General features: G+C 58.9%; 27 protein-coding genes. 13 read left to right on the forward strand and 14 right to left on the reverse strand.

The window, feature by feature from the left end:
- The first annotated feature begins 19 nt into the window (after window positions 1–19).
- Window positions 20–508 carry a DUF4174 domain-containing protein gene (locus tag BOA8489_RS03620; protein ID WP_093972629.1) on the forward strand — a complete coding sequence of 163 codons (489 nt, stop codon included), beginning with the start codon at window positions 20–22 and terminating at the stop codon, window positions 506–508.
- A gap of 28 nt (window positions 509–536) precedes the next feature.
- Here the strand turns inward: BOA8489_RS03620 and BOA8489_RS03625 are convergent, their stop codons facing one another.
- The 5 genes from BOA8489_RS03625 to BOA8489_RS03640 form a co-directional block, all read right to left on the reverse strand.
- Window positions 537–2,537: an acetyl-CoA carboxylase biotin carboxylase subunit gene (locus BOA8489_RS03625; protein WP_093972630.1), complete on the reverse strand. Its 2,001-nt coding sequence runs from the start codon at window positions 2,535–2,537 to the stop codon at window positions 537–539.
- A 96-nt stretch (window positions 2,538–2,633) separates the two neighbouring features.
- Window positions 2,634–2,840 carry a YMGG-like glycine zipper-containing protein gene (locus BOA8489_RS03630; protein WP_093972631.1) on the reverse strand — a complete coding sequence of 69 codons (207 nt, stop codon included), beginning with the start codon at window positions 2,838–2,840 and terminating at the stop codon, window positions 2,634–2,636.
- Window positions 2,841–3,171: 331 nt separating this feature from the next.
- On the reverse strand, window positions 3,172–3,531 hold the full coding sequence (locus BOA8489_RS03635; RefSeq protein ID WP_093972632.1) for a hypothetical protein: 360 nt from the start codon (window positions 3,529–3,531) through the stop codon (window positions 3,172–3,174).
- 69 nt (window positions 3,532–3,600) lie between these two features.
- Window positions 3,601–3,732, reverse strand: a complete 132-nt coding sequence (locus BOA8489_RS20910) for a hypothetical protein (protein WP_281256164.1) — start codon at window positions 3,730–3,732, stop codon at window positions 3,601–3,603.
- A 226-nt stretch (window positions 3,733–3,958) separates the two neighbouring features.
- Window positions 3,959–5,491, reverse strand: a complete 1,533-nt coding sequence (locus BOA8489_RS03640) for an acyl-CoA carboxylase subunit beta (protein ID WP_093972633.1) — start codon at window positions 5,489–5,491, stop codon at window positions 3,959–3,961.
- Window positions 5,492–5,675: 184 nt separating this feature from the next.
- On the opposite strand from BOA8489_RS03640, the gene BOA8489_RS03645 reads away from it, so the two are divergent.
- On the forward strand, window positions 5,676–6,908 hold the full coding sequence (locus BOA8489_RS03645; RefSeq protein ID WP_093972634.1) for a multidrug effflux MFS transporter: 1,233 nt from the start codon (window positions 5,676–5,678) through the stop codon (window positions 6,906–6,908).
- A gap of 47 nt (window positions 6,909–6,955) precedes the next feature.
- Window positions 6,956–8,350, forward strand: coding sequence for a helix-turn-helix domain-containing protein (locus BOA8489_RS03650; RefSeq protein WP_093972635.1), 1,395 nt, complete (start codon window positions 6,956–6,958; stop codon window positions 8,348–8,350).
- A gap of 28 nt (window positions 8,351–8,378) precedes the next feature.
- Here the strand turns inward: BOA8489_RS03650 and BOA8489_RS03655 are convergent, their stop codons facing one another.
- On the reverse strand, window positions 8,379–9,140 hold the full coding sequence (locus BOA8489_RS03655; RefSeq protein WP_093972636.1) for an alpha/beta hydrolase: 762 nt from the start codon (window positions 9,138–9,140) through the stop codon (window positions 8,379–8,381).
- Window positions 9,141–9,301: 161 nt separating this feature from the next.
- On the opposite strand from BOA8489_RS03655, the gene thrS reads away from it, so the two are divergent.
- Entirely contained in the window at window positions 9,302–11,248 is a 1,947-nt protein-coding gene (gene thrS / locus BOA8489_RS03660) for a threonine--tRNA ligase (RefSeq protein WP_093973027.1), read from the forward strand.
- On the opposite strand, the gene BOA8489_RS03665 is transcribed toward thrS, so the two are convergent.
- Together BOA8489_RS03665 and BOA8489_RS03670 are read right to left on the reverse strand one after the other, a co-directional pair.
- Window positions 11,245–13,260 (reverse strand): putative bifunctional diguanylate cyclase/phosphodiesterase, encoded by a 2,016-nt coding sequence (locus tag BOA8489_RS03665; protein ID WP_176440198.1) that lies wholly within the window; start codon window positions 13,258–13,260, stop codon window positions 11,245–11,247. The two genes, thrS and BOA8489_RS03665, sit on opposite strands and share 4 nt — an antisense overlap.
- Window positions 13,261–13,334: 74 nt before the next feature.
- Window positions 13,335–13,847, reverse strand: coding sequence for a hypothetical protein (locus BOA8489_RS03670; protein WP_093972638.1), 513 nt, complete (start codon window positions 13,845–13,847; stop codon window positions 13,335–13,337).
- 271 nt (window positions 13,848–14,118) lie between these two features.
- Here BOA8489_RS03670 and BOA8489_RS03675 point away from each other — a divergent pair, with 271 nt between their 5' ends.
- From BOA8489_RS03675 to BOA8489_RS03690, 4 genes are all read left to right on the forward strand, one after another.
- Window positions 14,119–14,424 (forward strand): BufA1 family periplasmic bufferin-type metallophore, encoded by a 306-nt coding sequence (locus tag BOA8489_RS03675; protein WP_093972639.1) that lies wholly within the window; start codon window positions 14,119–14,121, stop codon window positions 14,422–14,424.
- 66 nt (window positions 14,425–14,490) lie between these two features.
- Window positions 14,491–15,351, forward strand: a complete 861-nt coding sequence (gene bufB / locus BOA8489_RS03680; RefSeq protein ID WP_093972640.1) for an MNIO family bufferin maturase — start codon at window positions 14,491–14,493, stop codon at window positions 15,349–15,351.
- Entirely contained in the window at window positions 15,348–16,097 is a 750-nt protein-coding gene (locus BOA8489_RS03685; RefSeq protein WP_093972641.1) for an HvfC/BufC N-terminal domain-containing protein, read from the forward strand. Before bufB ends, BOA8489_RS03685 begins: the two co-directional genes overlap by 4 nt.
- 7 nt (window positions 16,098–16,104) lie before the next feature.
- A complete protein-coding gene (locus tag BOA8489_RS03690) occupies window positions 16,105–16,674 on the forward strand; it encodes a DoxX family protein (protein WP_093973028.1) in 570 nt (189 codons plus the stop codon).
- Here the strand turns inward: BOA8489_RS03690 and BOA8489_RS03695 are convergent.
- Window positions 16,671–17,000 (reverse strand): arsenate reductase family protein, encoded by a 330-nt coding sequence (locus BOA8489_RS03695; RefSeq protein ID WP_093972642.1) that lies wholly within the window; start codon window positions 16,998–17,000, stop codon window positions 16,671–16,673. The two genes, BOA8489_RS03690 and BOA8489_RS03695, sit on opposite strands and share 4 nt — an antisense overlap.
- Window positions 17,001–17,178: 178 nt before the next feature.
- Between BOA8489_RS03695 and BOA8489_RS03700 the strand changes: the two genes are divergently transcribed.
- Window positions 17,179–17,385, forward strand: coding sequence for a cold-shock protein (locus BOA8489_RS03700; protein WP_093972643.1), 207 nt, complete (start codon window positions 17,179–17,181; stop codon window positions 17,383–17,385).
- Window positions 17,386–17,401: 16 nt separating this feature from the next.
- Here BOA8489_RS03700 and BOA8489_RS03705 read toward each other — a convergent pair whose 3' ends face one another.
- The 4 genes from BOA8489_RS03705 to thyX all read right to left on the reverse strand — a co-directional run bounded on the left by BOA8489_RS03705 (window position 17,402) and on the right by thyX (window position 19,855).
- Window positions 17,402–17,836, reverse strand: a complete 435-nt coding sequence (locus BOA8489_RS03705; protein ID WP_093972644.1) for a hypothetical protein — start codon at window positions 17,834–17,836, stop codon at window positions 17,402–17,404.
- A 40-nt stretch (window positions 17,837–17,876) separates the two neighbouring features.
- On the reverse strand, window positions 17,877–18,341 hold the full coding sequence (locus tag BOA8489_RS03710; protein ID WP_093972645.1) for a VOC family protein: 465 nt from the start codon (window positions 18,339–18,341) through the stop codon (window positions 17,877–17,879).
- A gap of 374 nt (window positions 18,342–18,715) precedes the next feature.
- On the reverse strand, window positions 18,716–18,877 hold the full coding sequence (locus BOA8489_RS21040; RefSeq protein ID WP_176440200.1) for a PIN domain-containing protein: 162 nt from the start codon (window positions 18,875–18,877) through the stop codon (window positions 18,716–18,718).
- A 63-nt stretch (window positions 18,878–18,940) separates the two neighbouring features.
- Window positions 18,941–19,855 (reverse strand): FAD-dependent thymidylate synthase, encoded by a 915-nt coding sequence (thyX, locus tag BOA8489_RS03715; RefSeq protein WP_093973029.1) that lies wholly within the window; start codon window positions 19,853–19,855, stop codon window positions 18,941–18,943.
- A gap of 192 nt (window positions 19,856–20,047) precedes the next feature.
- Here thyX and BOA8489_RS03720 point away from each other — a divergent pair, with 192 nt between their 5' ends.
- The 4 genes from BOA8489_RS03720 to BOA8489_RS03735 all read left to right on the forward strand — a co-directional run bounded on the left by BOA8489_RS03720 (window position 20,048) and on the right by BOA8489_RS03735 (window position 23,834).
- On the forward strand, window positions 20,048–21,040 hold the full coding sequence (locus BOA8489_RS03720; protein WP_093972646.1) for a HupA family protein: 993 nt from the start codon (window positions 20,048–20,050) through the stop codon (window positions 21,038–21,040).
- Window positions 21,041–21,051: 11 nt separating this feature from the next.
- Window positions 21,052–22,443: a surface lipoprotein assembly modifier gene (locus tag BOA8489_RS03725; RefSeq protein ID WP_176440201.1), complete on the forward strand. Its 1,392-nt coding sequence runs from the start codon at window positions 21,052–21,054 to the stop codon at window positions 22,441–22,443.
- Window positions 22,444–22,558: 115 nt separating this feature from the next.
- Window positions 22,559–22,987 carry a VOC family protein gene (locus BOA8489_RS03730; protein WP_093972648.1) on the forward strand — a complete coding sequence of 143 codons (429 nt, stop codon included), beginning with the start codon at window positions 22,559–22,561 and terminating at the stop codon, window positions 22,985–22,987.
- A gap of 55 nt (window positions 22,988–23,042) precedes the next feature.
- Entirely contained in the window at window positions 23,043–23,834 is a 792-nt protein-coding gene (locus tag BOA8489_RS03735) for a DUF1194 domain-containing protein (RefSeq protein WP_176440202.1), read from the forward strand.
- On the opposite strand, the gene BOA8489_RS03740 is transcribed toward BOA8489_RS03735, so the two are convergent.
- The gene (locus BOA8489_RS03740) at window positions 23,831–24,331 is read right to left on the reverse strand and encodes a MarR family winged helix-turn-helix transcriptional regulator (protein WP_093972650.1); all 501 of its coding nucleotides are present in this window, start codon (window positions 24,329–24,331) and stop codon (window positions 23,831–23,833) included. The genes BOA8489_RS03735 and BOA8489_RS03740 overlap by 4 nt on opposite strands.
- Between the last annotated feature and the right edge of the window lie 37 nt (window positions 24,332–24,368).

Here is a 24,368-nt window from a genome sequence, read left to right on the forward strand (position 1 = left end):
CTCCCTGAACGGAGACCTTATGACCGCACCGCGATTGACAGTTCTGATTGCATCCGCCGCTCTGGCGATGACCGCAACACTTGCGCCCGCCGCTGACGCAACAGTTAGCGAATTGACATCTGTCGAGCTTTGGCAAGAAGACAAAACAACCGTGTTCGACGCACAAGATGTTGATCTGGCTGACTTTCTCTGGATCGCGCGCCCGGTAGTCGTCTTTGCGGATACTCCTGCCGACCCTGCATTCCAGCAGCAACTTGAGCTTCTGCTAGAGCGCGTGGATGAACTTGTCGCGCGCGACGTCGTGATCATCACCGATACATCCCCCCGAGACCTCACGGACGTGCGCCGCAAATTGCGGCCGCGTGGGTTCATGCTGACGCTGATCGGCAAGGATGGCGGTGTGAAACTGCGCAAACCGTTCCCTTGGGACGTGCGCGAATTGTCACGCTCCATCGACAAGATGCCGCTGCGGCGCCAGGAAATCCGCGACAGCGCATCCCTTAACTGAAACGCCGCGCTTATTTTGGCACAATCGATCACTCGAACTCCATGATGATCTCGTCCACCTGAAGACTGTCTCCGGCGGCGGCCTTGATGGCCGAAACGCGGCCCTTCCTTTCGGCGCGTAGGATGTTCTCCATCTTCATTGCCTCGATGGTACACAGCGCCTGACCTTCCTGAATCTCCTGCCCCTCTTCGACGGCAATAGAGACGATCAGCCCCGGCATGGGGCAAAGTAGCATCTTTGAAGTGTCCCGCGGCACTTTCTCGGGCATTTTCGCAACCAGTTCAGCCTGCCGCGGCGTGCGCACGACCACGTTCAGGTCCGCCCCACGATAGCGAAGCCGTGCCCCGTCGCGAATGAAGTCGGTCTTCACGATCATCGGCGTTCCGCCAACGCTCCCCTCGAACAAGCGACACCCCAGTGTCCAGTCCGAAACCACTTCCATGGTCTGACCATCCTCGAAGGCAACCGTCGTGCAACCATTGTCTTCGGTGATCGAAACCCTGAACTGGTCTTTACCAACATAGACGACCCAATCCGGTGCAATCCGACGCTTGTGGTTCGCCATCGCTCCGGAAATCTGCGCCGCGCGCGCTTCTTTGCGCATCTTCACATGCGCCGCCACAGCCGCAAGGCGGGCGTTTGTCTTCTCATCCGGCACAACACCCGAAAATCCATCCGGATATTGCTCCTCGATGAAGGCGGTCGTCATGTCACCCGAAATAAAGATCGGATGGTCCATGACCGCTGCAAGAAACGGCAGGTTGTGGCCAATACCTTCGATCTCGAATGCATCCAGAGCGTTGCGCATTTCCTCGATCGCATCCGAGCGTGTCGGCGCCCACGTACACAGTTTGGCGATCATCGGGTCATAGTACATGCTGATCTCGCCGCCCTCGAAAACACCGGTATCATTCCGCACGGCATGGGTTTTCTCGGCCACTTCGGCAGGTGGGCGATAGCGTGTCAGACGCCCGATCGATGGCAGGAACCCGCGATAAGGGTCTTCTGCGTAAAGTCGGTTTTCGATCGACCATCCGTTGATCCCGATGTCCGACTGCTTCAGCGACAATACCTCGCCATACGCCACACGGATCATCTGCTCGACCAGATCGACGCCCGTGATCAGCTCGGTCACAGGATGTTCCACCTGCAATCGCGTGTTCATCTCCAGGAAATAGAAATTCTTCTCACCATCGACGATGAATTCGACCGTGCCAGCACTGGCATAGCCCACGGCCTTTGCCAATTCGCACGACTGCTTGCCCATCGCGGCGCGCGTTTCCTCGTCCAGAAACGGCGAGGGCGCTTCCTCGACGACCTTCTGGTTGCGACGCTGGATCGAACACTCACGTTCATTGAGGTAGATGGTGTTGCCGTGGCTGTCGGCCAGCACCTGAATTTCGATGTGCCGAGGCTGCGTGACGAACTTTTCAATGAATATCCGGTCATCCCCAAACGAGGACGCCGCCTCGTTCTTCGAGCTTTGGAAACCCTCGCGCGCTTCATCGTCGTTCCAGGCAATCCGCATACCCTTGCCACCGCCACCGGCACTGGCCTTGATCATCACCGGATACCCGACCTCGTTCGAGATCTTCACCGCATCTTCGGCATCCGCGATCAATCCCATGTATCCCGGCACCGTCGATACACCGGCCTCCTGGGCGATCTTCTTGGACGTGATCTTGTCACCCATCGCCTCGATTGCCCTCACAGGCGGACCTATGAACGCGACCCCTTCGGCCTCAAGAGCTTGAGCGAACTTCGGATTCTCCGACAGGAACCCATAGCCCGGATGCACGGCCTCGGCGCCGGTCTGGCGGATCGCATCCATGATCTTGTCGATCACGATATACGACTGGTTTGCTTGCGGCGGACCGATGTGAACGGCCTCGTCCGCCATCTTCACATGCAAAGCATTGCGATCGGCATCGGAATAGACGGCAACCGTCTTGATCCCCATCTTGCGGGCGGTCTTGATGACCCGGCAGGCAATTTCGCCCCGGTTCGCGATCAGGATTTTCTTGAACATGTCCCCTCCTTCGTCGTCCGGCGGGATGCCGAAACGACAACGGTCGCCGGGGCATTCAGCCCCGACGACCGTCGGTACGTCATTATCTTATTTGAATTACCGGCAGAGTTCCGGTGTGAGATCGTCGCAGAACACCCCGGCCGCACCGCCAATTGCAGCACCCGTGACCGCGTTGCCGCCTGTAAGCTCGGCACCAACGGCGCCGATGGCCGCGCCGGACACGCCGCGCTCAAGATCGTTGTCGCCGCATGCGGCAAGGGTGAGAACCGCAGCAACCGCCGCGAATGTAAGTGTCTTTTGCATTGTCTTGTGCCTCCTAATTGGCCCGTTCCACATCCCCTAAACGCATAAATGGATGTTCGTGCCCACGACGCAAGTCGGTTTGTCACGCACGGGCCCGCTTCGGCGACCGCTTGCCCAAAGTCAGCCGAAAGATGCGACCTGACCTGCTTGTGCAGGTCAGGCCACCTCGAAGGGGAAGGGTAATAGTATCGATATGCAAAGGCGCGTTTCACGTCATAGGCCGACACCTTCGGAAGGACTCTGCGGCAGAATCGCCAAGCTGCAAAGCGCAAACGCGCTTGCGAGACGAAATCGGCAGCACCTCGCGCATCGCGGATTGCAAAAGGCGAAATCATGCCACCCAGGTCCCGTCAAAGGCATCCGGAAAGGACGCTCGCGCCCTGTCCTCATCAATCACCAGCAATGCTTCATAACTCTCGGGATCAAACGGGTCCTCGGCGGCCACGACTTCGCGGCCAAACAACCAGCTCAGTCTCCCGGCATCCAGATTACCCCGCTCGAAAGGCTCGTTTCCGAAGTAATCCCACAAACAGGCCAGAAAGGCCGCATCCGCACGACGGTCGGCGGGTCGGCGGTCGGCAAAACGCTCGCGCTGAACGATCTTGGTGATCCCGCGCGGGTTGCCTCGTCGGATTGTGAATTGGAAATCAGTGCCGGGAAAACGACCCGGAAACCCCCTGTGCTTCAGCATGGGCACCCTCCTGACAAAGGGGCCGCGGGGTTTGGTCGGGTGCCGTTGGCACCCGACCGGATAGATGGATTACATCTTGTCCATTGTTGGCTCTTCCATGATCGGCTCTGGCTCGACCATGACAACTTCTTCTTGCTGTGCGCAAGCTGCAACAACTGTGAACAGGCCAAGGGCCAAGATGGTTTTAATTGTGTTAGACATAACTGCCTCCTTCGATGACTTTTGGCCGCGTTCTTTGCGCAGCCGGATTTCCCAATAGTCGTACTTCTTCGCACGCCTGCCGACAAACTATCCGACGCTGCGGAAATGCCAACCAAAAGATCACGAAAATGCGCGGATAAATGCTGAATAGCCATTATAGGCGCGAAAAGTTTGCATTCTCGCATCACTTTTTGGCTTTTGTCGCCAGCAAAGAGCGTTCTTATCATCATAGCGGGATGTTGTCGTGCTTCTTCCAAGGATTGTTCAGCTTCTTGCCGCGAAGCGAGGCGAAGGCGCGACAGATGCGTTTGCGACTCGATTGGGGCATAATCACCTCGTCCACGAAACCACGCTCGGCCGCACGGAACGGATTCGCGAAATTGGTTTCGTACTCCTCGGTGCGCGCAGCGATCTTTTCGGCGTCGTCCAGCTCGGACCGATGCAGGATCTCCGCCGCCCCCTTTGCGCCCATGACCGCCACCTGAGCCGTCGGCCAGGCATAGTTGAAGTCCCCGCGAAGGTGCTTGGACGCCATCACCACATAGGCACCCCCATAGGCCTTGCGCGTGATAAGCGTGACCTTTGGAACCGTCGCTTCGGCGTAAGCAAAGAGCAACTTCGCGCCGTGCTTGATCACGCCGTCGTATTCCTGCGCCGTTCCCGGCAAAAAGCCCGGGACATCGACCAAAGTCAGAATCGGGATCTCGAACGCATCGCAGAATCGTACGAACCGCGCGGCTTTCCGGCTGGAGGCAATATCCAGAACCCCGGCCAGAACCATCGGCTGGTTCGCCACGACACCCACGGTCGAACCTTCAAGACGAATGAACCCGGTCAGAATGTTGCCCGCGAAATCTTCCTGAATCTCATAAAAATCACCCTCATCGGCAATCTTGTGGATCAATTCCTTCATATCGTAGGGCTGGTTCGGGTTTTGAGGAATCAGCGTATCAAGGCTCTCCTCGATCCGGTCCGGGTCGTCGAAGAAAGGCCGCACAGGCGGCTTTTCAAGGTTCGACGCCGGCAAAAAGTCGATCAAACGGCGCGTTTCCATCAGCGTTTCGACGTCGTCCTTAAACGCCGCATCCGCAACCGAGCTCTTGCGCGTATGCGTTGAGGCGCCACCCAATTCCTCGGCCGTCACGACCTCGTTGGTGACCGTTTTCACCACGTCAGGCCCGGTCACGAACATATAAGAACTGTCCTGCACCATGAAAATGAAGTCCGTCATGGCGGGCGAATAGACCGCGCCACCCGCACATGGCCCCATGATCAGGCTGATCTGCGGCACCACGCCCGACGCCAGAACGTTGCGCTGAAATACCTCAGCATAGCCTGCAAGACTTGCAACACCCTCCTGGATACGCGCGCCACCGGAGTCGTTGATCCCGATGATCGGCGCGCCATTCTGCATCGCCATGTCCATGATCTTGCAAATTTTTTGCGCGTGCGTTTCCGACAGCGACCCGCCGAAAACCGTAAAGTCCTGACTGAACACATAGACCATACGGCCATTCACAGTGCCCCAGCCGGTGATCACACCGTCGCCCGCCGGCTTGCTGTCAGCCATGCCGAAATCGGTCGTGCGATGCGTGACGAACATGTCGAACTCTTCAAACGAGCCTTCGTCCAGAAGCAACTCCACCCGTTCACGCGCGGTCAGCTTGCCTTTGGCATGCTGCGCCTGCACCCGGCGCTCTCCTCCGCCCGCGCGGGCCGCCTCGCGGCGTCGTTCAAGTTCGGCAAGTATATCGGACATGTGTTCCCTCCGCACATCAGCACGTCAGAGCTATCGTTTCGTACGCGTCTCGGGAAGCAAAATATGGCATATTTGCAAATTTAATGCCAAGAGGGCGATGCATTCTGCAAATCCGCAAAGGCGGCCGAATTTACGGCCGATTGCTCTGTGGACATGCCCCCGTCAGGCGCGATAGCAGTGTGTAATGTCTTCCCGCCCCGAGGTCCGGTTTCTGGACCGTTCCACACCCCCACATATCATAACCCTCGTGCTGATGGCCGGGGTTGCTGCGATGAATATGGCGGCATTCCTGCCTTCTTTGCCGCGTATGACAGTCTATTTCGAAACCGACTACAGCGTCATGCAGCTTTCGGTGTCGCTCTATCTTGCGGCCACCGCGATTCTTCAGCTTCTGATCGGCCCGCTCAGTGACCGCTACGGACGGCGGCCTATTGTGCTGATTTGCTTTGGTATCTTCATTGCCGCGTCCGTAGGCTGTATGCTTGCACCCAACATCGAAGTCTTTCTCGCCTTCAGAATGCTTCAGGGCGCTGTCGCCGTGGGACTTGTGCTGTCGCGCGCCATCGTCCGCGACATGGTCCCGCAAAACGAGGCAGCGTCGATGATCGGTTATGTCACGATGGGCATGGCGCTGGTCCCGATGGTCGCTCCGATGATCGGCGGCGCGCTGGATCAGCTTTTCGGCTGGCAGGCGACCTTTGTCTTTTTGATAGCATCCGGGATCGGGGTCTTCGCGCTTTGCTATGCCGACCAGGGGGAGACCGCCTCGGGCGAAGGCAAATCCTTTGCCGCTCAGGCTCGCGAGTACCCCGAGCTTCTCGCGTCACGGCGGTTCTGGGGCTATGTCTTTTCGGCGGCCTTCGCCAGCGGAGCCTTCTTCGCCTTTCTCGGCGGTGCGCCGCTGGTCGCCAGCGACGTCTACGGTCTCAGCGCATTTTGGGCGGGCTTCGGCTTCGGCGCCCCCGCAATCGGCTATGCAACGGGAAACTATATTTCCGGGCGCTACTCGACTCGCATAGGCATCAACCGAATGATCCAGGCTGGCGCTTTGATCACCTCCGCCGGGATGGTTTTGGCCCTTGCCATCAGCCTCGCCGGATATGGCTCGGCCGTGACGTTCTTTGGTCTTTGCACATTTGTCGGCATCGGCAACGGCCTTATCATGCCGAACGCAACAGCCGGCATGTTGTCCGTGCGTCCACACCTTGCCGGAACGGCGTCCGGGCTTGGCAGCTCAATTCTCATCGGCGGAGGCGCTGTCTTATCGGCCTTTGCGGGCGTCGCGCTTGGGTGGGGAGCCACCGACGTGCCCTTGCTGATCATCATGGCGATCTCGGCCTGCCTCGGCTTTCTCTCGATCCTTTTCGTCGTCGCGCGCGAAAAACGCCTCGCCGAAAACGGAGCCTTGCCGGATTAGCAAAATACGACCACCCTGTTTGCAAACTTGCCAGCACGGAATCGCACATGAGCGTTCAGAAACTCTACGCCGGAGCCAAATTGCGCGAAACGCGCACGCATCTTGGCCTGACCCAAAAAGCCTTCGCTGAAAAACTCAGCATTTCGCTACCCTACCTGAACCAGATGGAGAACAATCACCGCCCGATCAGTTCGGCCGTGATCCTCGCGCTGGTTCAGGAGTTCGGCTTTGATGTCAGCGAGTTGGCAATCGGCGACGGTGAACGTATGGTCACTGATTTGCGCGAAGCCCTCGCCGATCCGCTTTTCAAGGACGCGGCCCCGGCGCTTTTGGACCTGCGCCTTGTGGCCACGAACGCGCCCGCCGTGGGCCGCGCATTTCTTGCGCTTCACCGCGCCTACATGCAAACCAACGAGCGTTTCGCTTCGCTTGACGAAGCCCTTGGCTCGGGCGAAGTGCGGCCTGGCGCTTCCCCCTGGGAAGAGGTGCGCGATTTTTTTCACTACTGCGACAACTACATCGACGCTGTTGATCGCGCCGCCGAACGCTTTGTCGCGGACCGGCCAACTGACCGAGCCATCGAGGACACGCTCGCCGACCTCGGCATAACGCTGCGCCTTACCACCGAAGACACCGCGATCCGTCAATTCGATCCGACCACCAAGACCCTCACTTTGCAGGCCTCCGCTGCGCGTTCAACGCGACGATTTCAGGCCCTGCATCAGATCGCCCTTCTGACGAAAGCCGACCTTCTGGACGCCACACTAGATCTGGCGCGCTTTCAGTCCGAACAGGCGCGCGACATCGCGAAAATCGGATTGGCCAACTACTTTGCCGGGGCCGCCCTCATGCCATACGCGCATTTCCTCAACCACGCCAAATCCACGCGCCACGACCTTGAAAAGCTCGCCCACCACTTCGGCGCGTCGCTCGAACAGGTCTCACACCGACTGTCCACTCTGCAAAGACCCGGCGCAAAAGGCGTGCCGGTCTTCTTCGTGCGCGTCGATCAGGCCGGAACGATCACCAAACGTCACTCGGCCACACGCCTGCAATTTGCCCGCTACGGCGGGGCTTGCCCGCTTTGGAACGTGCACTCGGCCTTCGAAACGCCCGGACAGTTCATCCGCCAACTGGCCGAAACCCCCGACGGCGTGCGCTATCTTTGCCTTGCACGTGAGGTCACACACGGAGGCGGTGCATGGCGCGCCCCGGTCCGCCGATATGCCATCGGGCTCGGATGCGAAATCAGCCATGCGACAGAATTCGTATACTCGGACGGTCTCGATACCTCCGATGCGACGACGTTCGAAGCGATCGGCATCTCATGCCGCATCTGCCCGCGCGCGAATTGCCACCAACGCTCGCTGCCACCTCTCGAGCGAACACTGCAAATCGACCACAACAGCAGGCGCACTCTGCCGTACGAGGTGCTGGACTGACGCCGGGAACTTCCCGTAAGGACGCCTGCTAGGCAGATGCACCGGCGCCCCGCGCGGTCACATCATCCACCGCGGCCGCGATCAGCGCCAGACAATCGGGGTCGGAAAATCGATGGTCGGCGCCCTTTACCAAAGTCAGTCGGATATCGCCGCCCGTAGCGTGCTCCAGCAATCGATGCGCGACCGACAACTCGACATCCGGATCAGCCGTTCCCTGCAAGAAGCGCGTCGGAATCGGCAGGAGCAGCGGATCGCGCAGGACCAGACGTTTGCGCCCCTCCTCGATCAAATGCCGCGTAATGACGTAAGGCCCTTCCGAATAGTCAGACGGCAATTCAACACGCCCAAGGCGTTCCATTTCCGCCTTCTGATCCGCATCGAATTCGGCCCACATGCCGTCCTCGGTAAAGTCCGGCGCTGCCGCAATCGTCACCAGCCCCCTCACCAGATCAGGACGGTCCCGCGCGACCAACAGGCTGATCCAGCCGCCCATCGACGAGCCCACCAGAACCTGCGGCCCTTCCGTCATGGCTTCGATGATCGCCACCGCGTCCTCGTACCAATCCCCGATCGAGCCATCCAGAAAATCACCCGACGACTGGCCATGCCCGGAGTAGTCGAACCGCAAAAAAGCACGCCGACGCCGCCTTGCCCAGTCTTCCAGAAAGATCGCTTTTGTGCCTTCCTTGTCCGAACGAAACCCGCCCAGGAAAACGACACCCGGCCCGTCGCCCTCGGTCTGGTTATAGGCCAGATCACGCAAACCGCTCTTGTAAATACTGTCCGACATCGCGTCCCTCCGATTTTCGCGCACGCTAGCGCATCGACAACACGATGCAAGCAGATGGCGCAGGCATGTTGACTTTCGCGGGCAGGCTTGCCAAATCCACCGCAGATATAACCCGCAACCGGGCGTTCCGTGGGCGCCAAACTGACGAGGAGCCAGCACCGATGGCCCAGATTTCCCTTACCCTTCCTGATGGCAATTCGCGCGTATACGACGCCGGCATAACAGCCGCCGAAGTCGCTGCCGACATTTCGACCTCGCTTGCCAAGAAGGCCATCAGCGCAACTGTGAACGGCGCGCATTTCGACCTTCAGTGGGCGATTGAAGCGGACGCCGACATCGCGATCCATACGATGAAGGATGACGACCAGGCACTTGAGTTGATCCGCCATGACATCGCGCACATCATGGCGCGTGCGGTGCAGTCGATCTGGCCCGACGTCAAGGTCACGATTGGCCCCGTCATCGAAAATGGCTGGTACTACGACTTCGACCGGGCCGAACCATTCACGCCGGAAGACCTCGGCGCGATCGAAGCCAAGATGAAGGACATCATCAATGCACGTGACCCGGTCCGAACTGAAGTCTGGGACCGCGCGCGCGCGGTGCAGCACTACACCGACAATAACGAACCCTTCAAAGTCGAACTGATCGACGCCATTCCGGGCGATGAACCTCTGCGCATGTATTGGCACGGTGACTGGCAGGATCTTTGCCGCGGCCCGCATCTGCAACACACCGGGCAAGTCCCCGCGGATGCGTTCAAATTGATGAATGTTGCCGGCGCCTATTGGCGCGGCGACAGCGACCGCGCCATGCTTCAGCGCATCTACGGCGTCGCCTTCAAGAACCGCGATGATCTGAAACAGCATCTTCACATGTTGGAAGAAGCCGCCAAACGCGATCATCGTCGCCTCGGCCGTGAGATGGACCTCTTCCACATGCAGGAAGAAGCCCCCGGTCAGATATTCTGGCACCCGAACGGCTGGACCATCTACACCGCGCTTCAGGACTATATGCGCCGCAAACAACGCGCGGGCGGCTACGTCGAGGTGAACACCCCTCAGGTCGTTAACCGCCGCCTTTGGGAGGAATCCGGCCACTGGGAAAACTACCAGGAACACATGTTCATCGTCGAAGTCGACGAGGATCACGCGCGCGAAAAATCAGTGAACGCGCTCAAGCCGATGAACTGCCCCTGCCACGTTCAAATCTACAATCAGGGACTGAAAAGCTACCGGGACTTGCCTTTGCGCATGGCGGAATTCGGATCCTGCAGTCGTTATGAACCCTCCGGGGCACTTCACGGCATAATGCGCGTCCGGGGCTTTACCCAGGACGATGCTCATATTTTCTGCCGCGAAGATCAGATCGAAGAAGAATGCGCGCGCTTCATCGACTTCCTCTCCGACGTTTATTCGGATCTCGGGTTCGAGAAATTCGAGATCATGTTTGCGACCCGTCCTGAAAAACGTGTCGGAACCGAGGAAAGCTGGGATAAAATGGAAGACGCGTTGGAGAACGCGATCAAGAAAACGGGTCATTCCTACACCCTCGACCCCGGAGAAGGCGCGTTTTATGCCCCCAAGCTTGATTTTAAACTAACCGATGCAATCGGTCGTGTTTGGCAGTGCGGAACATTTCAGGTCGATCCCAACCTGCCCGAACGTCTCGGCGCTCACTACGTGGCCGAGGACGGCGACAAGCACCGCCCTTACATGTTGCATCGGGCCTGCCTTGGTTCGTTTGAACGCTTCATTGGCATTTTGATCGAAAATTACGCGGGCCGTCTGCCGCTTTGGCTTGCGCCACGTCAGGTGGTTGTGGCCTCGATCGTTTCGGATGCGGACGATTACGTGCGTGAAACGGTTGCGGCGTTGCGCGCGGCGGGGCTTCGTGCAGAAGCGGATACGCGCAACGAAAAGATAAACTACAAGATCCGCGAGCACTCCGTCGGCAAAGTTCCGGTGATCTTGGCCGTGGGACAGCGTGAAGTCGCAGAGAATACGGTCTCGGTTCGCCGACTTGGCGACAAACAGACCTCGGTTCGACCTCGTGAAGACGTTCTGGCGGATCTCAAGGCCGAAGCAACGCCACCCGATCTCGCCTAAGCGCGATCGGCCAGCCCACGTTCGGCACCTAATCGGGGCACGCGTGCCTTGTTTGCCGGCGGAAGGTCGTCCAGGGTTGGCAGTGAGTACGTAGCATCCGCAAGCGCCTCGGCCGCAGCAATTGGCTTGCCGAACAGATAACCTTGCCCCACCTTGCACCCCAACCGGTGCAAAAAGCTGCGCTGTTCTTCGCGTTCAATGCCCTCGACAACAACCTCAAGCCTCAGACTATCCGCAAGGTCCAGCACGGCATCCAGAATGAAGCGCGCTTCTTCCGAGCCTTCGATTTCGTCGATCAGCGATTTGTCGATCTTCAGTTCATCGGCCGAAATGGTCTTGAGGTAAATAAGAGAGGAGTACCCAGTTCCGAAATCATCAATGGAAATCTTGCATCCGAGCGCCTTCAGACCTGTCACAATCTCTTGCGCGATATCCCACCTCGAAAGTTGCACGGTTTCCGTGATCTCCAGCGTCAGAAACTCCGGTTCGAATCCGTGTCGTTGCAACGCGTCACTTACGAATGGCAGCCCATCACGACTGACGAAATGACTGCCTGACAGATTGACGCTGACGCCGAACGAGGTGCGATGCCGACGGTTCCAATCCGCCATGATCCCGACCGCGCGATCAAGCACAAAGGCGTCAATCTCGCAGATCCGATTACTGTCTTCCGCAACAGATATGAACTGAGCCGGATTGAACAGCACCCCGTTGCGCCACCAGCGCACCAGCGCCTCGAAGCCGATAACCTCGCCGGTTCCGATAAGAACTTTGGGTTGCAGAAAGACTTCAAGTTCGTCGTTCTCAAGTGCTTTCGGCAGGTCTTCCAAAAGGGTGCGGCGTTCATCCATCTGCCGTTCGAGATCTGCATCATAGAGAGTCACCCGCCCGCGTCCGGCAGCTTTGGAGGCATAGAGTGCGAAATCAGCGACGCGCATCAGCTGATCATAGCCGCTGTAGATCGAGGCAGACACCTGCGTGGTCGTGGTCAAGCCGATGCTGACTCCAGAAATGACCCGCGTGCCAGCGAACTCCAACGGCTCCGCGCACAGACTAAGCAGCGACTGACAAAAACCCAACAGGAAGTCCGTGTCATCCGTCGGCATGAATACCGCAAATTCATCACCACCCAGACGTGCCGCGATACCGCCTGTGACTTCAGCCTCGTCGCGAATAGCACGCGCCATCTGCTTCAAAACTGCGTCACCCGCCGCGTGTCCGTGACGATCATTGATCTCCTTGAAACTGTCGAGGTCGATCAAGATCAGCGCGCCTCTTGCTTTCGGCCCAAGGAACTCGTCGACCTTGTCCTGAAACTGCACCCTGTTGGCCAGTCCGGTCAGCGCGTCAAAATACGCCAGTCGGTCCGCACGGCTTTCCGCTTTTTCGCGTTCCTTACGCGCCAGAACTTCAAGTCGTAACAGATGTAGGCTTACAGCTCCTGCCAGCGTGACAATCGCCAGGAACACCAGGGTGGCGCGACTTAGAAAAAGGACCTTTTCCGTTTGCGAGGACATAAGCGCAGACTTCAATCGGGTGGAGCGCTGCAAATATTGAAACGAGGCTTTCCTCGCTGTCTCGATCGCTTGAATCAATTCCGGAGCTCTCAATGCGGCTATCGGATCCGGCGCGACAAGTGCCTCATCCATCAGAGCAACAAGCGCTTCAATCGCGATGACCGTCGTCGTACCGTCTCCGATCAGTCCCTCGCCCTGGCCTGTCTTTGCATAGAGCGTGCTGGATGCACCCGCTTCAAGCCGTCTCGTGATATGATCCGCCCGCACATACAACGCATCGATCGCCGACTGTATTTCCGAAAAGTCGGCGTCCGACGCTTCGTTTTTCTCCAGAGCCGACAGAAGCTGGCCATTCAAACGCGCAATCTGGTTAAGCGCAGACTGGCTCCCGGTCGCCTGGTGCCTTTCGATTTCTTCCTGAACGGTCAGAATCGACTCCGCCGATCTGCGAAACTCCGTTGCAACAAGAAAGGTGAAGGCTGCGAGCGACGCCATGGCAATCCAGAACCCGCGCTTTGTCGCTAGCGCGTGCAATCGCGGAGGACCGGTTTTTTCCTTGAAGGGCATTTCTAGCGCGACGCCTCAATACGCATAGCCATCCAAACGAGATGCGACTCGTCGAAAGCGTCACTGTCCGTCATATCCTGCTCGGCTATTACAAACTGAATGGGCCCCCGCGCACGACGCGAATGCGCCTCACCGTCCACGCGCGTTGCAATAAGGATCGGAGCCGTCGTCATCGCGCGGCGGTCAAATGTCGCCGTAAACTCATTTTCAGCAGTCACAACGATCACGGACGCCGACAACAAATCATGGCGCGCCAAGACATCGGACAACAAAACGCCCGAGAAAAGCGCCGGCTGGTCACGCCAGGGCGTTCTCGTTTCAATCTCATATGTCGGAAACTCTTCAAGCTGTGCCGGAGAATAAACGGTCGACTGGCCATCCAATCCGATCACTTCAAGTGATGCAACGGCATGGTCGACTTCGGGTAGAACCACTCTTTTCGGCTCCGCCATCGCCGTCATTCCACCAAAGGCCAGCAAGAAAACTGCAACACAACTGATGCGCAAGGATGTCATCGGGGCCTCTCGAGGTTGATTACGAACCTCAGGCTAACGCACCAACCCCTAACAACACCCTGCTCGCAAATATCTGATATATATACAATTTTAGCCGCCTTTTGTTAAATTTCGGGCGACTTTCGTCAACCTTCGCTGAATGTTTCAATCCATAACGAGCGCGTCAAACACGCAGCCGTGAGTGGAATGTTAGCCAGACAGTTGCTTTCTGTAGGACAGCCGCAAAATGGCGGTCCGATATTAAGAAAACCAACACGAGGAAACTGAACTTATGTCTAACGCTACAAAATCCATCGCCGTCGCTGGCGCCGTCGCTGCTGCTCTTGCTGCCTCGCTGTCCGCACCAGCTCACGCACAAGCCAAGGAAAAATGCTTCGGTGTTTCGCTCGCCGGTCAAAACGATTGTGCCGCTGGCCCAGGCACCACATGTGCTGGCTCTTCGGTTGTCGACTATCAGGGCAACGCCTGGACGCTGGTTGACGCCGGCACATGCGCCGACATCGAGCTGCCAGCAATGGCCGACGGTTCCGAGCGCATGGGCTCGCTGGAAGCGCTCGATCGCGACCTGCCAGCATAAGCTGACCCACACGACCGACGCCCCCGCAATTGACGGGGGCGTCACCTTTAGCCGAGGCTGTGATCCATGTTCGACGAAAATCCGAAACCCATTGATCGCCTGCCAAATGCCCCTGGCGTTGGCTATAAACCTCAGCATTTCGCCGACATAACGAACGACCCGGGCGTCGTCGGCTGGCTGGAAATTCACGCTGAAAACTATATGGGAGACGGCGGTCGGCCGCTTGCGCAGCTTCGCCATCTTGCCGAGACCTTTGCCATGTCCGCGCATGGCGTGGGCCTGTCGATCGGCGGCGAAACCCGCCTTGATCCGGACCACCTCAAGCGCCTGAAACACCTGAACGACTGGCTGAAGCCCGCCAGCTTCTCCGAGCATCTTGCATGGTCCACGCACGGCGCCGAGTTCCTCAACGACCTCCTGCCCCTGCCCTATACCGAAGCGACCGTCACCCGCGTCGCCGACCATGTGGATGAACTACAAGAGACCATCGGGCGCAAAGTGCTGCTCGAAAATCCGTCCTCCTATCTGGCCTTCACCGAAAGCACGATGTCCGAAACGGATTTCCTGCGAGAGATCGCCCGACGCACCGGCTGTGGACTGCTTTTGGACGTCAACAATGTCTTCGTCTCGGCCACGAACCTCGACACGGACCCCATCGCCTACATCGACGATTTCCCTCTCGATCATGTGGGCGAAATTCACCTCGGCGGTCACGACGAAGACGAAGACGACCACGGCGCACCCCTGCTGATCGACAGCCATGGCCGCGAGGTCGCAGACCCGGTCTGGGCGCTCTATGACTATGTCATCGCCAAAGGCGGCGTACGTCCGACGCTGATCGAATGGGACAACGACGTCCCCGACTGGCCTACGCTTGAAGCCGAAGCACAGCGCGCACAGGCGATTCTGCAGAAAGCCGTCGCGTGAACGTCGATCAGGATACCTTCCGGCAGGCGCTTCTCGACCCCAAGGCCCCCCGCCCGACTGGATTGTCAGATGGCCACGGCCTTGAGGCCGGCAGGCGCTTCGACGTCTACCGCAACAACGTCACAGTGTCCCTCGCCGAAGCCCTCGAAACAGCCTTCCCAACCATCGCCAAACTGGTCGGCGCGCAGAACTTCAAACTCCTTGCCACCTCGTACCTGCGGCAATACCCGCCAACATCGCCTTTGATGATGTTCTACGGCAAGGACATGCCCGCGTTTATTCAGACCTTCGAACCCACGAAATCCATCGGCTACCTCCCCGATATCGCCCGTTTGGAATTGGCCCTGCGTCACAGCTACCACGCAGCGGACGCCACACCGCTCGACCCAGCCATTCTACAATCCACGCCACCTGACACCCTGATGGCGTCAAAACCCACCCTTGCCCCGGCGACCCGGCTGATCCGCTCAAAATGGCCAATCCATGCGATCTGGGCCTTCAACACCCTGCCCGGCGCCCCAAAGCCGACAATGGCCGCACAGGACACGCTGATCCTGCGCCCCGACCTTGACCCCGAACCCCATCTGCTTCCGCCAGGCGGAGGCGCCTTCGTCGCCGCGCTTCTCGACGAAACCACCCTCGCAAACGCCATCGAGGCTGCCACCACAGAAGACCCTGCCTTCGATCTTTCCGCGATGCTGGCCCTTCTGATCACCAACAACGCCCTCACCGACCTTAAGGACTGACCCCATGATCCGCGCCCTGACCTCGCTCCACGATACGGTTGTCTCTGGCCTCGAACGGATCACCGTGCCCGTCATGACTACACTCGCCCGGTTCATCTTTGCCGCGACACTGCTGGTCTACTACTGGAACTCGGGCGCGACGAAACTGGGTGACGGGGTGCTTGGTTTCCTCTTCCCCTCCGACGGCGCCTACATCCAGATCTTTCCAAGAACCATCGAAGCCATCGGCTATGACTTCTCGCAACTCGGCGCGTTCCACTGGGCCGTGGTCACCGCGGGCACATGGGCCGAATTCGTCCTGCCGCTTCTCATCGTCCTCGGCCTGTTCACCCGCCTCGCCGCCTTCGGCATGATCGGCTTCGTCGTGGTGCAAAGCTGGGTTGACCTCTTCGGCCACGGAGGCCTGGCAAACGGCACCTTGGGCGCATGGTTCGACCGCATGCCCGACAGCCTGATCCTCGACCAACGCGCCTTCTGGGTGTTCGTCCTCGCCTACCTCGTCCTGCGCGGCGGCGGCCCCCTCTCCGTCGACCGCGTCCTCAAGGGCAGCACTTCGCCACGCCAAGCCACCACCTAGCCAAGATGCGCGGCCTGAGCCGCCTTGTCCCACCCAAGGGTCAACCCGCCCGGACCTTCAATAACCGGCCGCTTCATCAATGTCGGGTGCGCCGCAATCAAAGTCTCCGGCGCGCCGCCGCGCTCACTCTCCGACAACCCCCGCCACGTCGTTGACCGCGTATTCAGCAAACTGCCGCCAAATTCAGCCAAAAACCGAGCGATCTCGTCCCCCGACAAAGGCGCGGCCCGCACATCCCGAAACTCAACACCTAACCCGCTGTTTTCCAACGATTTGCGCGCCTTTCGGCAGGTGTCACAACTCGCAATCCCATACAAAACCGCCATCACGATCCCCCTCTGTCACAGTAATTTGCCTTGTTTTTCATACGAATCTCCCCACTTTCAAGGGTGTAGACGCACGTCGTCTGCAAAACGCGCCCCACGGGGGCCACACGGTCGCTCGTCGGGGCTCAATGCCAAGGCCCTTCCGCCTGCGCGAAGGGAAAGACGAGAAGGAAGACCGATGCCGACAGGCACAGTGAAATGGTTCAATGCAACCAAAGGGTTCGGATTTATCGCACCCGACGAGGGCGGCTCTGATGTGTTCGTCCATATCTCAGCCGTGGAACGCGCCGGAATGACCGGCCTCGCCGATGATCAAAAGATCGGATACGAGCTGATCGAAGGCCGCGATGGCCGCACCATGGCCGGAGAGCTGAAAGCCATCTGACCCGGAACGACCCGGTTCAGAAACGCACCCCCGACTGACGCGCCCCGGCGGAGGCTTCCACCGGATCAAGGAACGGCGGCGGAGTGAGAGACGGCGATGCGGTCGTGCCGCAGCGCACATAAACCGTCTGACCTTCGGCCACCGACACCGCCTCGCGCGCCTGCCCCCCTTGCGTGATCGAGCCCACCACATAGTCCCCTGCCGCCAGCCGGATCACCAACGGCGCCCCGATCCGGCAGGTCCCCATCGAGCGTTCATCCAAAAACAACGCCGGGTTCGTCGCGACATTCCCAAGGAACCCCACTTCTGAGGCACGGTAGATGACAATCGCCGAGCCGGGTTCCGAGCCCTGCCCGATGATCGTCGGCGTCGGGTCAGGAGCCGGGTCGCCGACTTGGATGGTAGCGGCACAGGCGGAAAGGAGGAGCGGGAGGAGAGCGAGGTGTTTCATTCTCCAACACTAGCACTGCTAAAACGGGACGCAGTGGCGCTCAGTCCAACACTTCTTCCATCTCAAACAGATTGCCCCACGGGTCTGCGAAAAAGGCGATCTTCCGCCCAATGACTTCGACAACAAACGGCGGCGCAACAATCGTCACCCCGTCTTCTTCAAGCCGCGCCACGGTCGCCTCGATGTCCGGCACGGTGAAACACGCATGATGAAACCCCTGATGCGCAAACGTCCCCGGAAAGTCCTCCGACGCGCGCGGCGACGGCGCAGGATCATTCCCGCCCACGATCTCAAACAGCGCCCTGTCGTCATTCGGAGCCGCAAAATACCCCATGTCCACCTTGAGCATCGGCTCCGGCCACTCATGCACAACCCGGAATTTCAGAACCGACGTATACCAGTCCTTGGCCGCTGCGTAGTCGGGCACCCGAATGCAAATATGCGAATGCGTCAGCTCAGCATACCGCGCGTCGGGTGTTCTTGGAGGGAGGGAGAAGGCGGCCATAGGATGTTCCTTTCAGCGATGACTGGCTGAGAGGGTAGCATGGATTGGGGTGTGCATGGAGTTAGGGTGGGACGGTAGCCTAGGGAGAATCGTTTTCTTGCTAGGCTGCGCAGCTTAATTTTCTCCGTATGGTCGCGATCGAGAGAATACGGAGTGCCCTTTTTGAAGACCCTCATCAATGCCTTGTAGACATCGTCATGTTGCTGAGGCCTTATTAAGACACTCTCTACTTTGTTGACAGTTTTCTTAAACTGCTGGATCGCCTCAGCAACGTTCTTCTTCATCATATTTGCTGGCTGATACTCTGAAAGGAATGGGGGCATTTTCTGTTCGTCCGGTTACTTAAGGTCCCTTATTGACTCAAGAACCACATTTTAGCGATGCTTCAAAAACTCCATTTGGACTTGTTCGGTTACTATCAATTTCGCTCGATTCTGCTCTAGTGCTTTTAATTGCTTCAAAGCACTGGCGCCGCGAAAACGATAGAAATCCAGGAGAATGTTCGTATCGACAAAGACTAGCCAATTGTCCGACAAAGTTATTTCTCCGTGATCTCGTCGCCCCCTAAAATCAGTCCCCCGGACTGATTTTCCCCGGGCTTAGCCCGGGTCGGAGACGACCCCCATAAACTCCCGCCATTCCCCCTTCGACATCCCCGACGTCTCCTGCGTCACCTCTTCACCGGCAACCATCCGCCGAACGCACTCCACGCCCTTCGCACTCAGCTGCGCGCCGCCCAGCCGGTAATCCTCGAACGCGCCGTAAGCGAAGGGCACCCAGTCCTTCACCAGCTGGCACATCAGTTCCGCATAGACCCGGATCTCGTATTGCGCATGGGAATCCGCCCTGAGCCGCAAGAAGTGGAACAGGTTGTGCAGATCGACCTTCCAATACCACTGCGTGTAAACATTCGCCGGCAGGTTCATCCGCGCCAATTCCCGCGCCAGCCCGTCCTGACCGTCCTGAGACAGCATCTCCTCGTAATGGTCATAAGACCGCGTCGCGTCACCCTTCAAAATCTCCAGCACCCGCGCCGCCTCGGCCCCTTCCAAAACCGCCCCGCGGCCCTGATTGTTGATCGTCGACTGCGCGCTCAGAACCTCGGGTTCGGGAATGTAAAACTCGCGGTCCAAAATCGAGTAACGCGCTGAATATTCATTCACATTCGCCGTCCGGTGCCGGATCCACTGACGCGCCACGAAGACGGGTAACTTCACATGGAACTTCACTTCGCACATCTCGAAAGGCGTCGAATGCCAGTGCCGCATCAGATACCGGATCAGCCCCTCGTCGTTTGAGACCGCCTTGGTTCCCTTGCCATAAGACACCCGCGCGGCCTGCGTGATCGCGTTGTCGTCGCCCATGTAATCAATGACCCGAACGAACCCGTGGTCCAGAACCGGGTAAGCCGTATAGAGGTGTTCCTCCATCCCTTCCGACACAACGCGCCGCGTGGTGCGCGTCTGTGCGCGTTCTTCGTCAATTTCGGCCTGTTGTTCAGGTGTCAGCGGCATGGTCATTCCCCAGTCAAATCGAGTCGCTCCGCCACAGTATCTATGTGCACGCCCGGTTTGAACCACAATATGCGCCACATCGTTGCGAAAGAACCGCATTCTGGCTAGGGTCTGCCCAATAGGGTTAACGAATATTGACTTATCCACGGGGTCTGTCAGGATTCCGAAAAACCAGACAAGGGCAGTATTATCATGAAACCACATTATGCTTTCTTCGGAGCGGCAATGCTTCTCGCAGCCTGCGGCGGCACAAGTGACATCGACATCGGTGGCGGTGGTGGCGGCGGCGGAAACCCGGTGCCCGAGAACCCTACAATCGATCAGGGTGACCTGCCCGTTGACGGCACCGAAACCTGCGGCGCTTTTGTCTGTTCGGGTGATGTGACCAACATTACCTTCAGCGCAGGAGCCCTCGCAGGTGACCCAAGCGACGACTCGCTGATCCTCACCGGCCTGCCCTTCGACGACGACCCACTCGGAGCCGAATTCACATACTTGACGACTGTCACGGGTGGGAACGGCATTGATTACGACATCTACGAAAACCAGGAGATCACGCCGATCCCGGGCTTCAATCGCTATCTGGCGATCTACAAACAGACATCTGGCGGAGAAATCACGGTCGGTGTCGCGGCCATCGAAGGCTATCAGGAGTTCGGCTATTCCGGCGCATGGTATGATGTCGACGATGTGACGACATCCATCCCGACGCTTGGCCTTGTCGGCTACACCGGTGACTACGCCGGAACCCTGACGCTCGACGGCTCTGGCGCGCTTTTCCTCACGGATGGCACGCTGAGAATGGAAGTCGACTTCACGGACAGCTACCTCAAAGGCTTCATCGAGGATCGTGACGTCTACTCGGTTGACGGCGCCGGAACCCTGACCAACCTCGCGCGCGGCCCGGGCACGGACAGACCAACGCTCGTGCTGAACGATACGATCATAACTGACGGATCTTTCGAAGGCACAGTCAACAGCTACAAGGATGATGGCAGCGTTCTTGAAACCGGGACCTACCAAGGCTTCTTCGGCGGCTCGGACGCCTCGGTCGTTGGTGGCCTTGTACGCGCTATCGGAGATTTCGACATCGACGGTGACGAAGACACCGATCCGAACGAAGACATCTTCAGCGCCCGCGACCTCGGTGTCTTCACCGCGGATTGCACGCTCGCCTGCCCATAATGCAAGGCACAATGAACGCAATGGGAAGCCGCCTTCGGGCGGCTTTCCTGTCGCTTGGGGTCTCACTTCTGCTTCTGGTGGCGGGTCCGATGCAGGCCCAAACTTCCCCTGAAAGCACGCAGACGCTTTCGGTGCCGCAGGCCCGCGTTCTAGCACGGCAGGCCTTTCAGTCGGGCAACCTTGCTCTGGCGGATCAACTGGCAACCGTCCTGCTGCAGCGCGACTCAAAAGACGCCGAAGCCCTCATCTTGCGGGCGCTCGTCGCGCGCCGCGCAGGTGCACTTGATATCGCTGAAAAGGCCGCGACCGACGCCTATCGGTTCTCGGACAACCCCGCCTTGCAGTTCGACGCGGCGTTTCTCGTGGCCGACATCAAGACCCTCAACGAGCAATTCACCCGCGCCGAGTTCTGGCTGCGCCGCGCCGACAATGTCGCAACCGACGATGCCCGTCGCGAGGCCGCACGACGCGCGTTCCAGAACGTCTCGCGCCTGAACCCCCTCAGCGTCCAGCTTCGCTTTACCGCGCGCCCGTCAAACAACGTGAACAACGGTGCGGAAACGCTGGTCATCGATCTTGGCGGTTTGCCGTTCTTTCTGGACCCGTCTGGCCAGCAACTTGGCGGCTACGAAGCCTCGACAGGCATATCCCTTGCCTACCGACTGTTCGAAAACGAAACACAAAAGACTGAAGCCCTCGCTGAACTGTTTTATCGCAAGATATGGCTGGACTCGGATGCAAAGGAACTCGTTCCGACCGCCCAAGGATCCGACTTCGACTATGGTGTCGTGATTGTCGGCATCCGGGATCAGCGCCTGATCTGGCCGGACCTTGGCATCACCGAAATCACCACGCTTGTCGGGCAAAGCGCGTATGGCCACGCCGATCTGGCGCGCTGGGGCGAAGTGAAAATCGGTCAAACCGTCCGGCAAAGCGACACACAGCAGCTTCGCTTCGCCACCACCCTGCGCACCGAAAAACGGCTTGATAGCGATGTGAACTCGTCGGACTCGCTGGCCTTTTCCGTCGACATGACCCGCGCCGCCGAAAGCGGCGGGACGTTCGGTGTCGGTGCAACATTCAAGAACGTCTGGTCCGACTCCGGCACCGTCGATCTGGCATCAGTCGCCTTGCGCGCAAACCGCGCGCTTGATCGGATCGGCGCAATCCAGCCGCGCTTCAACACGTCAGTCGAACAACGTAACTACCACAAATTCAGCGCAATCGCGGGCGGTCGCGACGATACGACCCTGTCTCTCGGGATCGACGTGACCTTCCCGGATGTCAGCTACTTCGGCTTTGTCCCCCAGGCTTCGCTACAGGCCCGACGCACCTGGTCAACCGTCGATATCTATGACCGCAACGAATACTCCTTCGGCATCACGGCCGTCTCGCGATTTTGATGCGTGGGCGCCTGCGCCCGCCGCAGGCACCCCTCGCCAACCGAGCGCAATCCGCCTATCGTAACGAGGCCTCCGACCAGACCGGAGCATCAATCGTTTCAGGAGTTTTGCCACAATGGGCATCGAATATCTGCACACAATGGTCCGCGTCAAAGACCTAGACGCGTCGATCGCTTTCTACAAACTGCTCGGCCTCGAAGAAACCCGCCGCTACGAGAACGAAGGCGGCCGATTCACTCTGGTGTTCCTCTCGCCACCCGGACAGGAAAACGCAAGCGTCGAGCTGACTTACAATTGGGATGGCGACGAAGGCCTGCCGTCGGACAGCCGCCATTTCGGGCACCTCGCCTACCGCGTCGACGACATCTACGCGACCTGCCAGCACCTCATGGACAACGGCGTCACCATCAACCGGCCCCCGCGCGATGGTCACATGGCCTTCGTCCGTTCGCCCGACAATGTCTCGATCGAGCTTTTGCAGCGCGGCGACGACCTGCCACCTCAAGAGCCTTGGGCCAGCATGGAAAACACCGGCAAGTGGTAAACGCGCCGGTTGTCAACCGTCGCGCGGGGCGGCCTGCGCGCGTGGCTGCTTTCCCATGAGAGTGGCGCTGGCATTTCTTTCGGTGTTGCTGCTTGTTGCGCCCGGTCTTGCCAACGCCGCCTGCCGCCTTGCCCTGGTTCTGGCGCTTGACGTCTCGGGGTCAGTGGACAGCGCTGAATACGTGCAACAAATGCACGGTGTCGCCGAGGCCCTGTCCGACCCCGAGGTTCAGGCCGTGCTATTTGCGACGCCAGACGCCCCGGTGAGTATCGCGATATTTGAATGGTCGGCCTCGTCCTATCAGCAAATCGTTGTGGATTGGACGACACTGAACGGCCCGTCGGATGTGGCCGTCATCGCCGAGAGGCTCGTGAACTGGCAACGCGCCCCCGCCCCCGAAGCCACCGGCCTCGGTGCCGCTTTGCAGTTTGCCAACACCATGGTCGCGCGCGCCCCGGCTTGTTGGGATCAAACACTCGACATCTCTGCGGACGGCAAGAACAACGACTGGCCACTGCCCTACCGGTTACGCGAAAACGGACAATTGGGCGACATGAACGTGAACGCGCTGGTGATCGCAACCGACTTTGCCGGCACCGTGGATCGCACCCCTAATGGAGTTGCCGAACTGACGGCCTATTTCAAGGCTCGCATCATTCACGGCCCGGACGCGTTCGTCGAAGTCGCCCAAGGCTATGCGGCCTATGCAGATGCCATGAAACGCAAACTTCTGCGAGAACTGGCCACACGCCCCGTCGGCATGGTTCCAGGTTGGACCCCGGCTCCCCAAAAGCCAAGCGCGACACGGGCCCGCACGATCCCTGCAAACTTCACCCCGAACCGCTAGTAGATATACCTGATCTGATCACTCCAGAAACGCTCGACCCGCGCCAGCGCGCCGTTGATCGTGTCGATCGTTTCGGCGCCCATCGTCGATGACCCCTCAATTCCCTCCGCATGTCGCGAGAAAAGATCATCGACGATCCCGCGCACCTTGCGACCCTTTTCGGTCAGGCGCACCCGCACCGAGCGGCGGTCGATCTCGCAGCGCTGATGATGCATGAAGCCCATCTCGACCAGTTTCTTGAGGTTATACGACACGTTAGAGCCCTGATAATACCCTCGCGACTTCAACTCGCCCGCTGTCACTTCATGATCCCCGATATTGAACAGCAATAACGCCTGCACGGCATTGATCTCCAATACGCCAAGCCGCTCGAATTCGTCCTTTATCACGTCCAGCAAAAGCCGTTGAAGCCGTTCGATCAAGGCCAGACTTTCAAGATAGTCGCCCTTGAACGACGCCTGGCCAGCGCCATCGCCCACGTGCTGATAAATGCTCATACTTCAGGTCTCTCCGCCCATCTGCTCGCTAAGGGCA

The organism is Boseongicola aestuarii, from assembly GCF_900184815.1.
GTDB lineage: Bacteria > Pseudomonadota > Alphaproteobacteria > Rhodobacterales > Rhodobacteraceae > Boseongicola > Boseongicola aestuarii.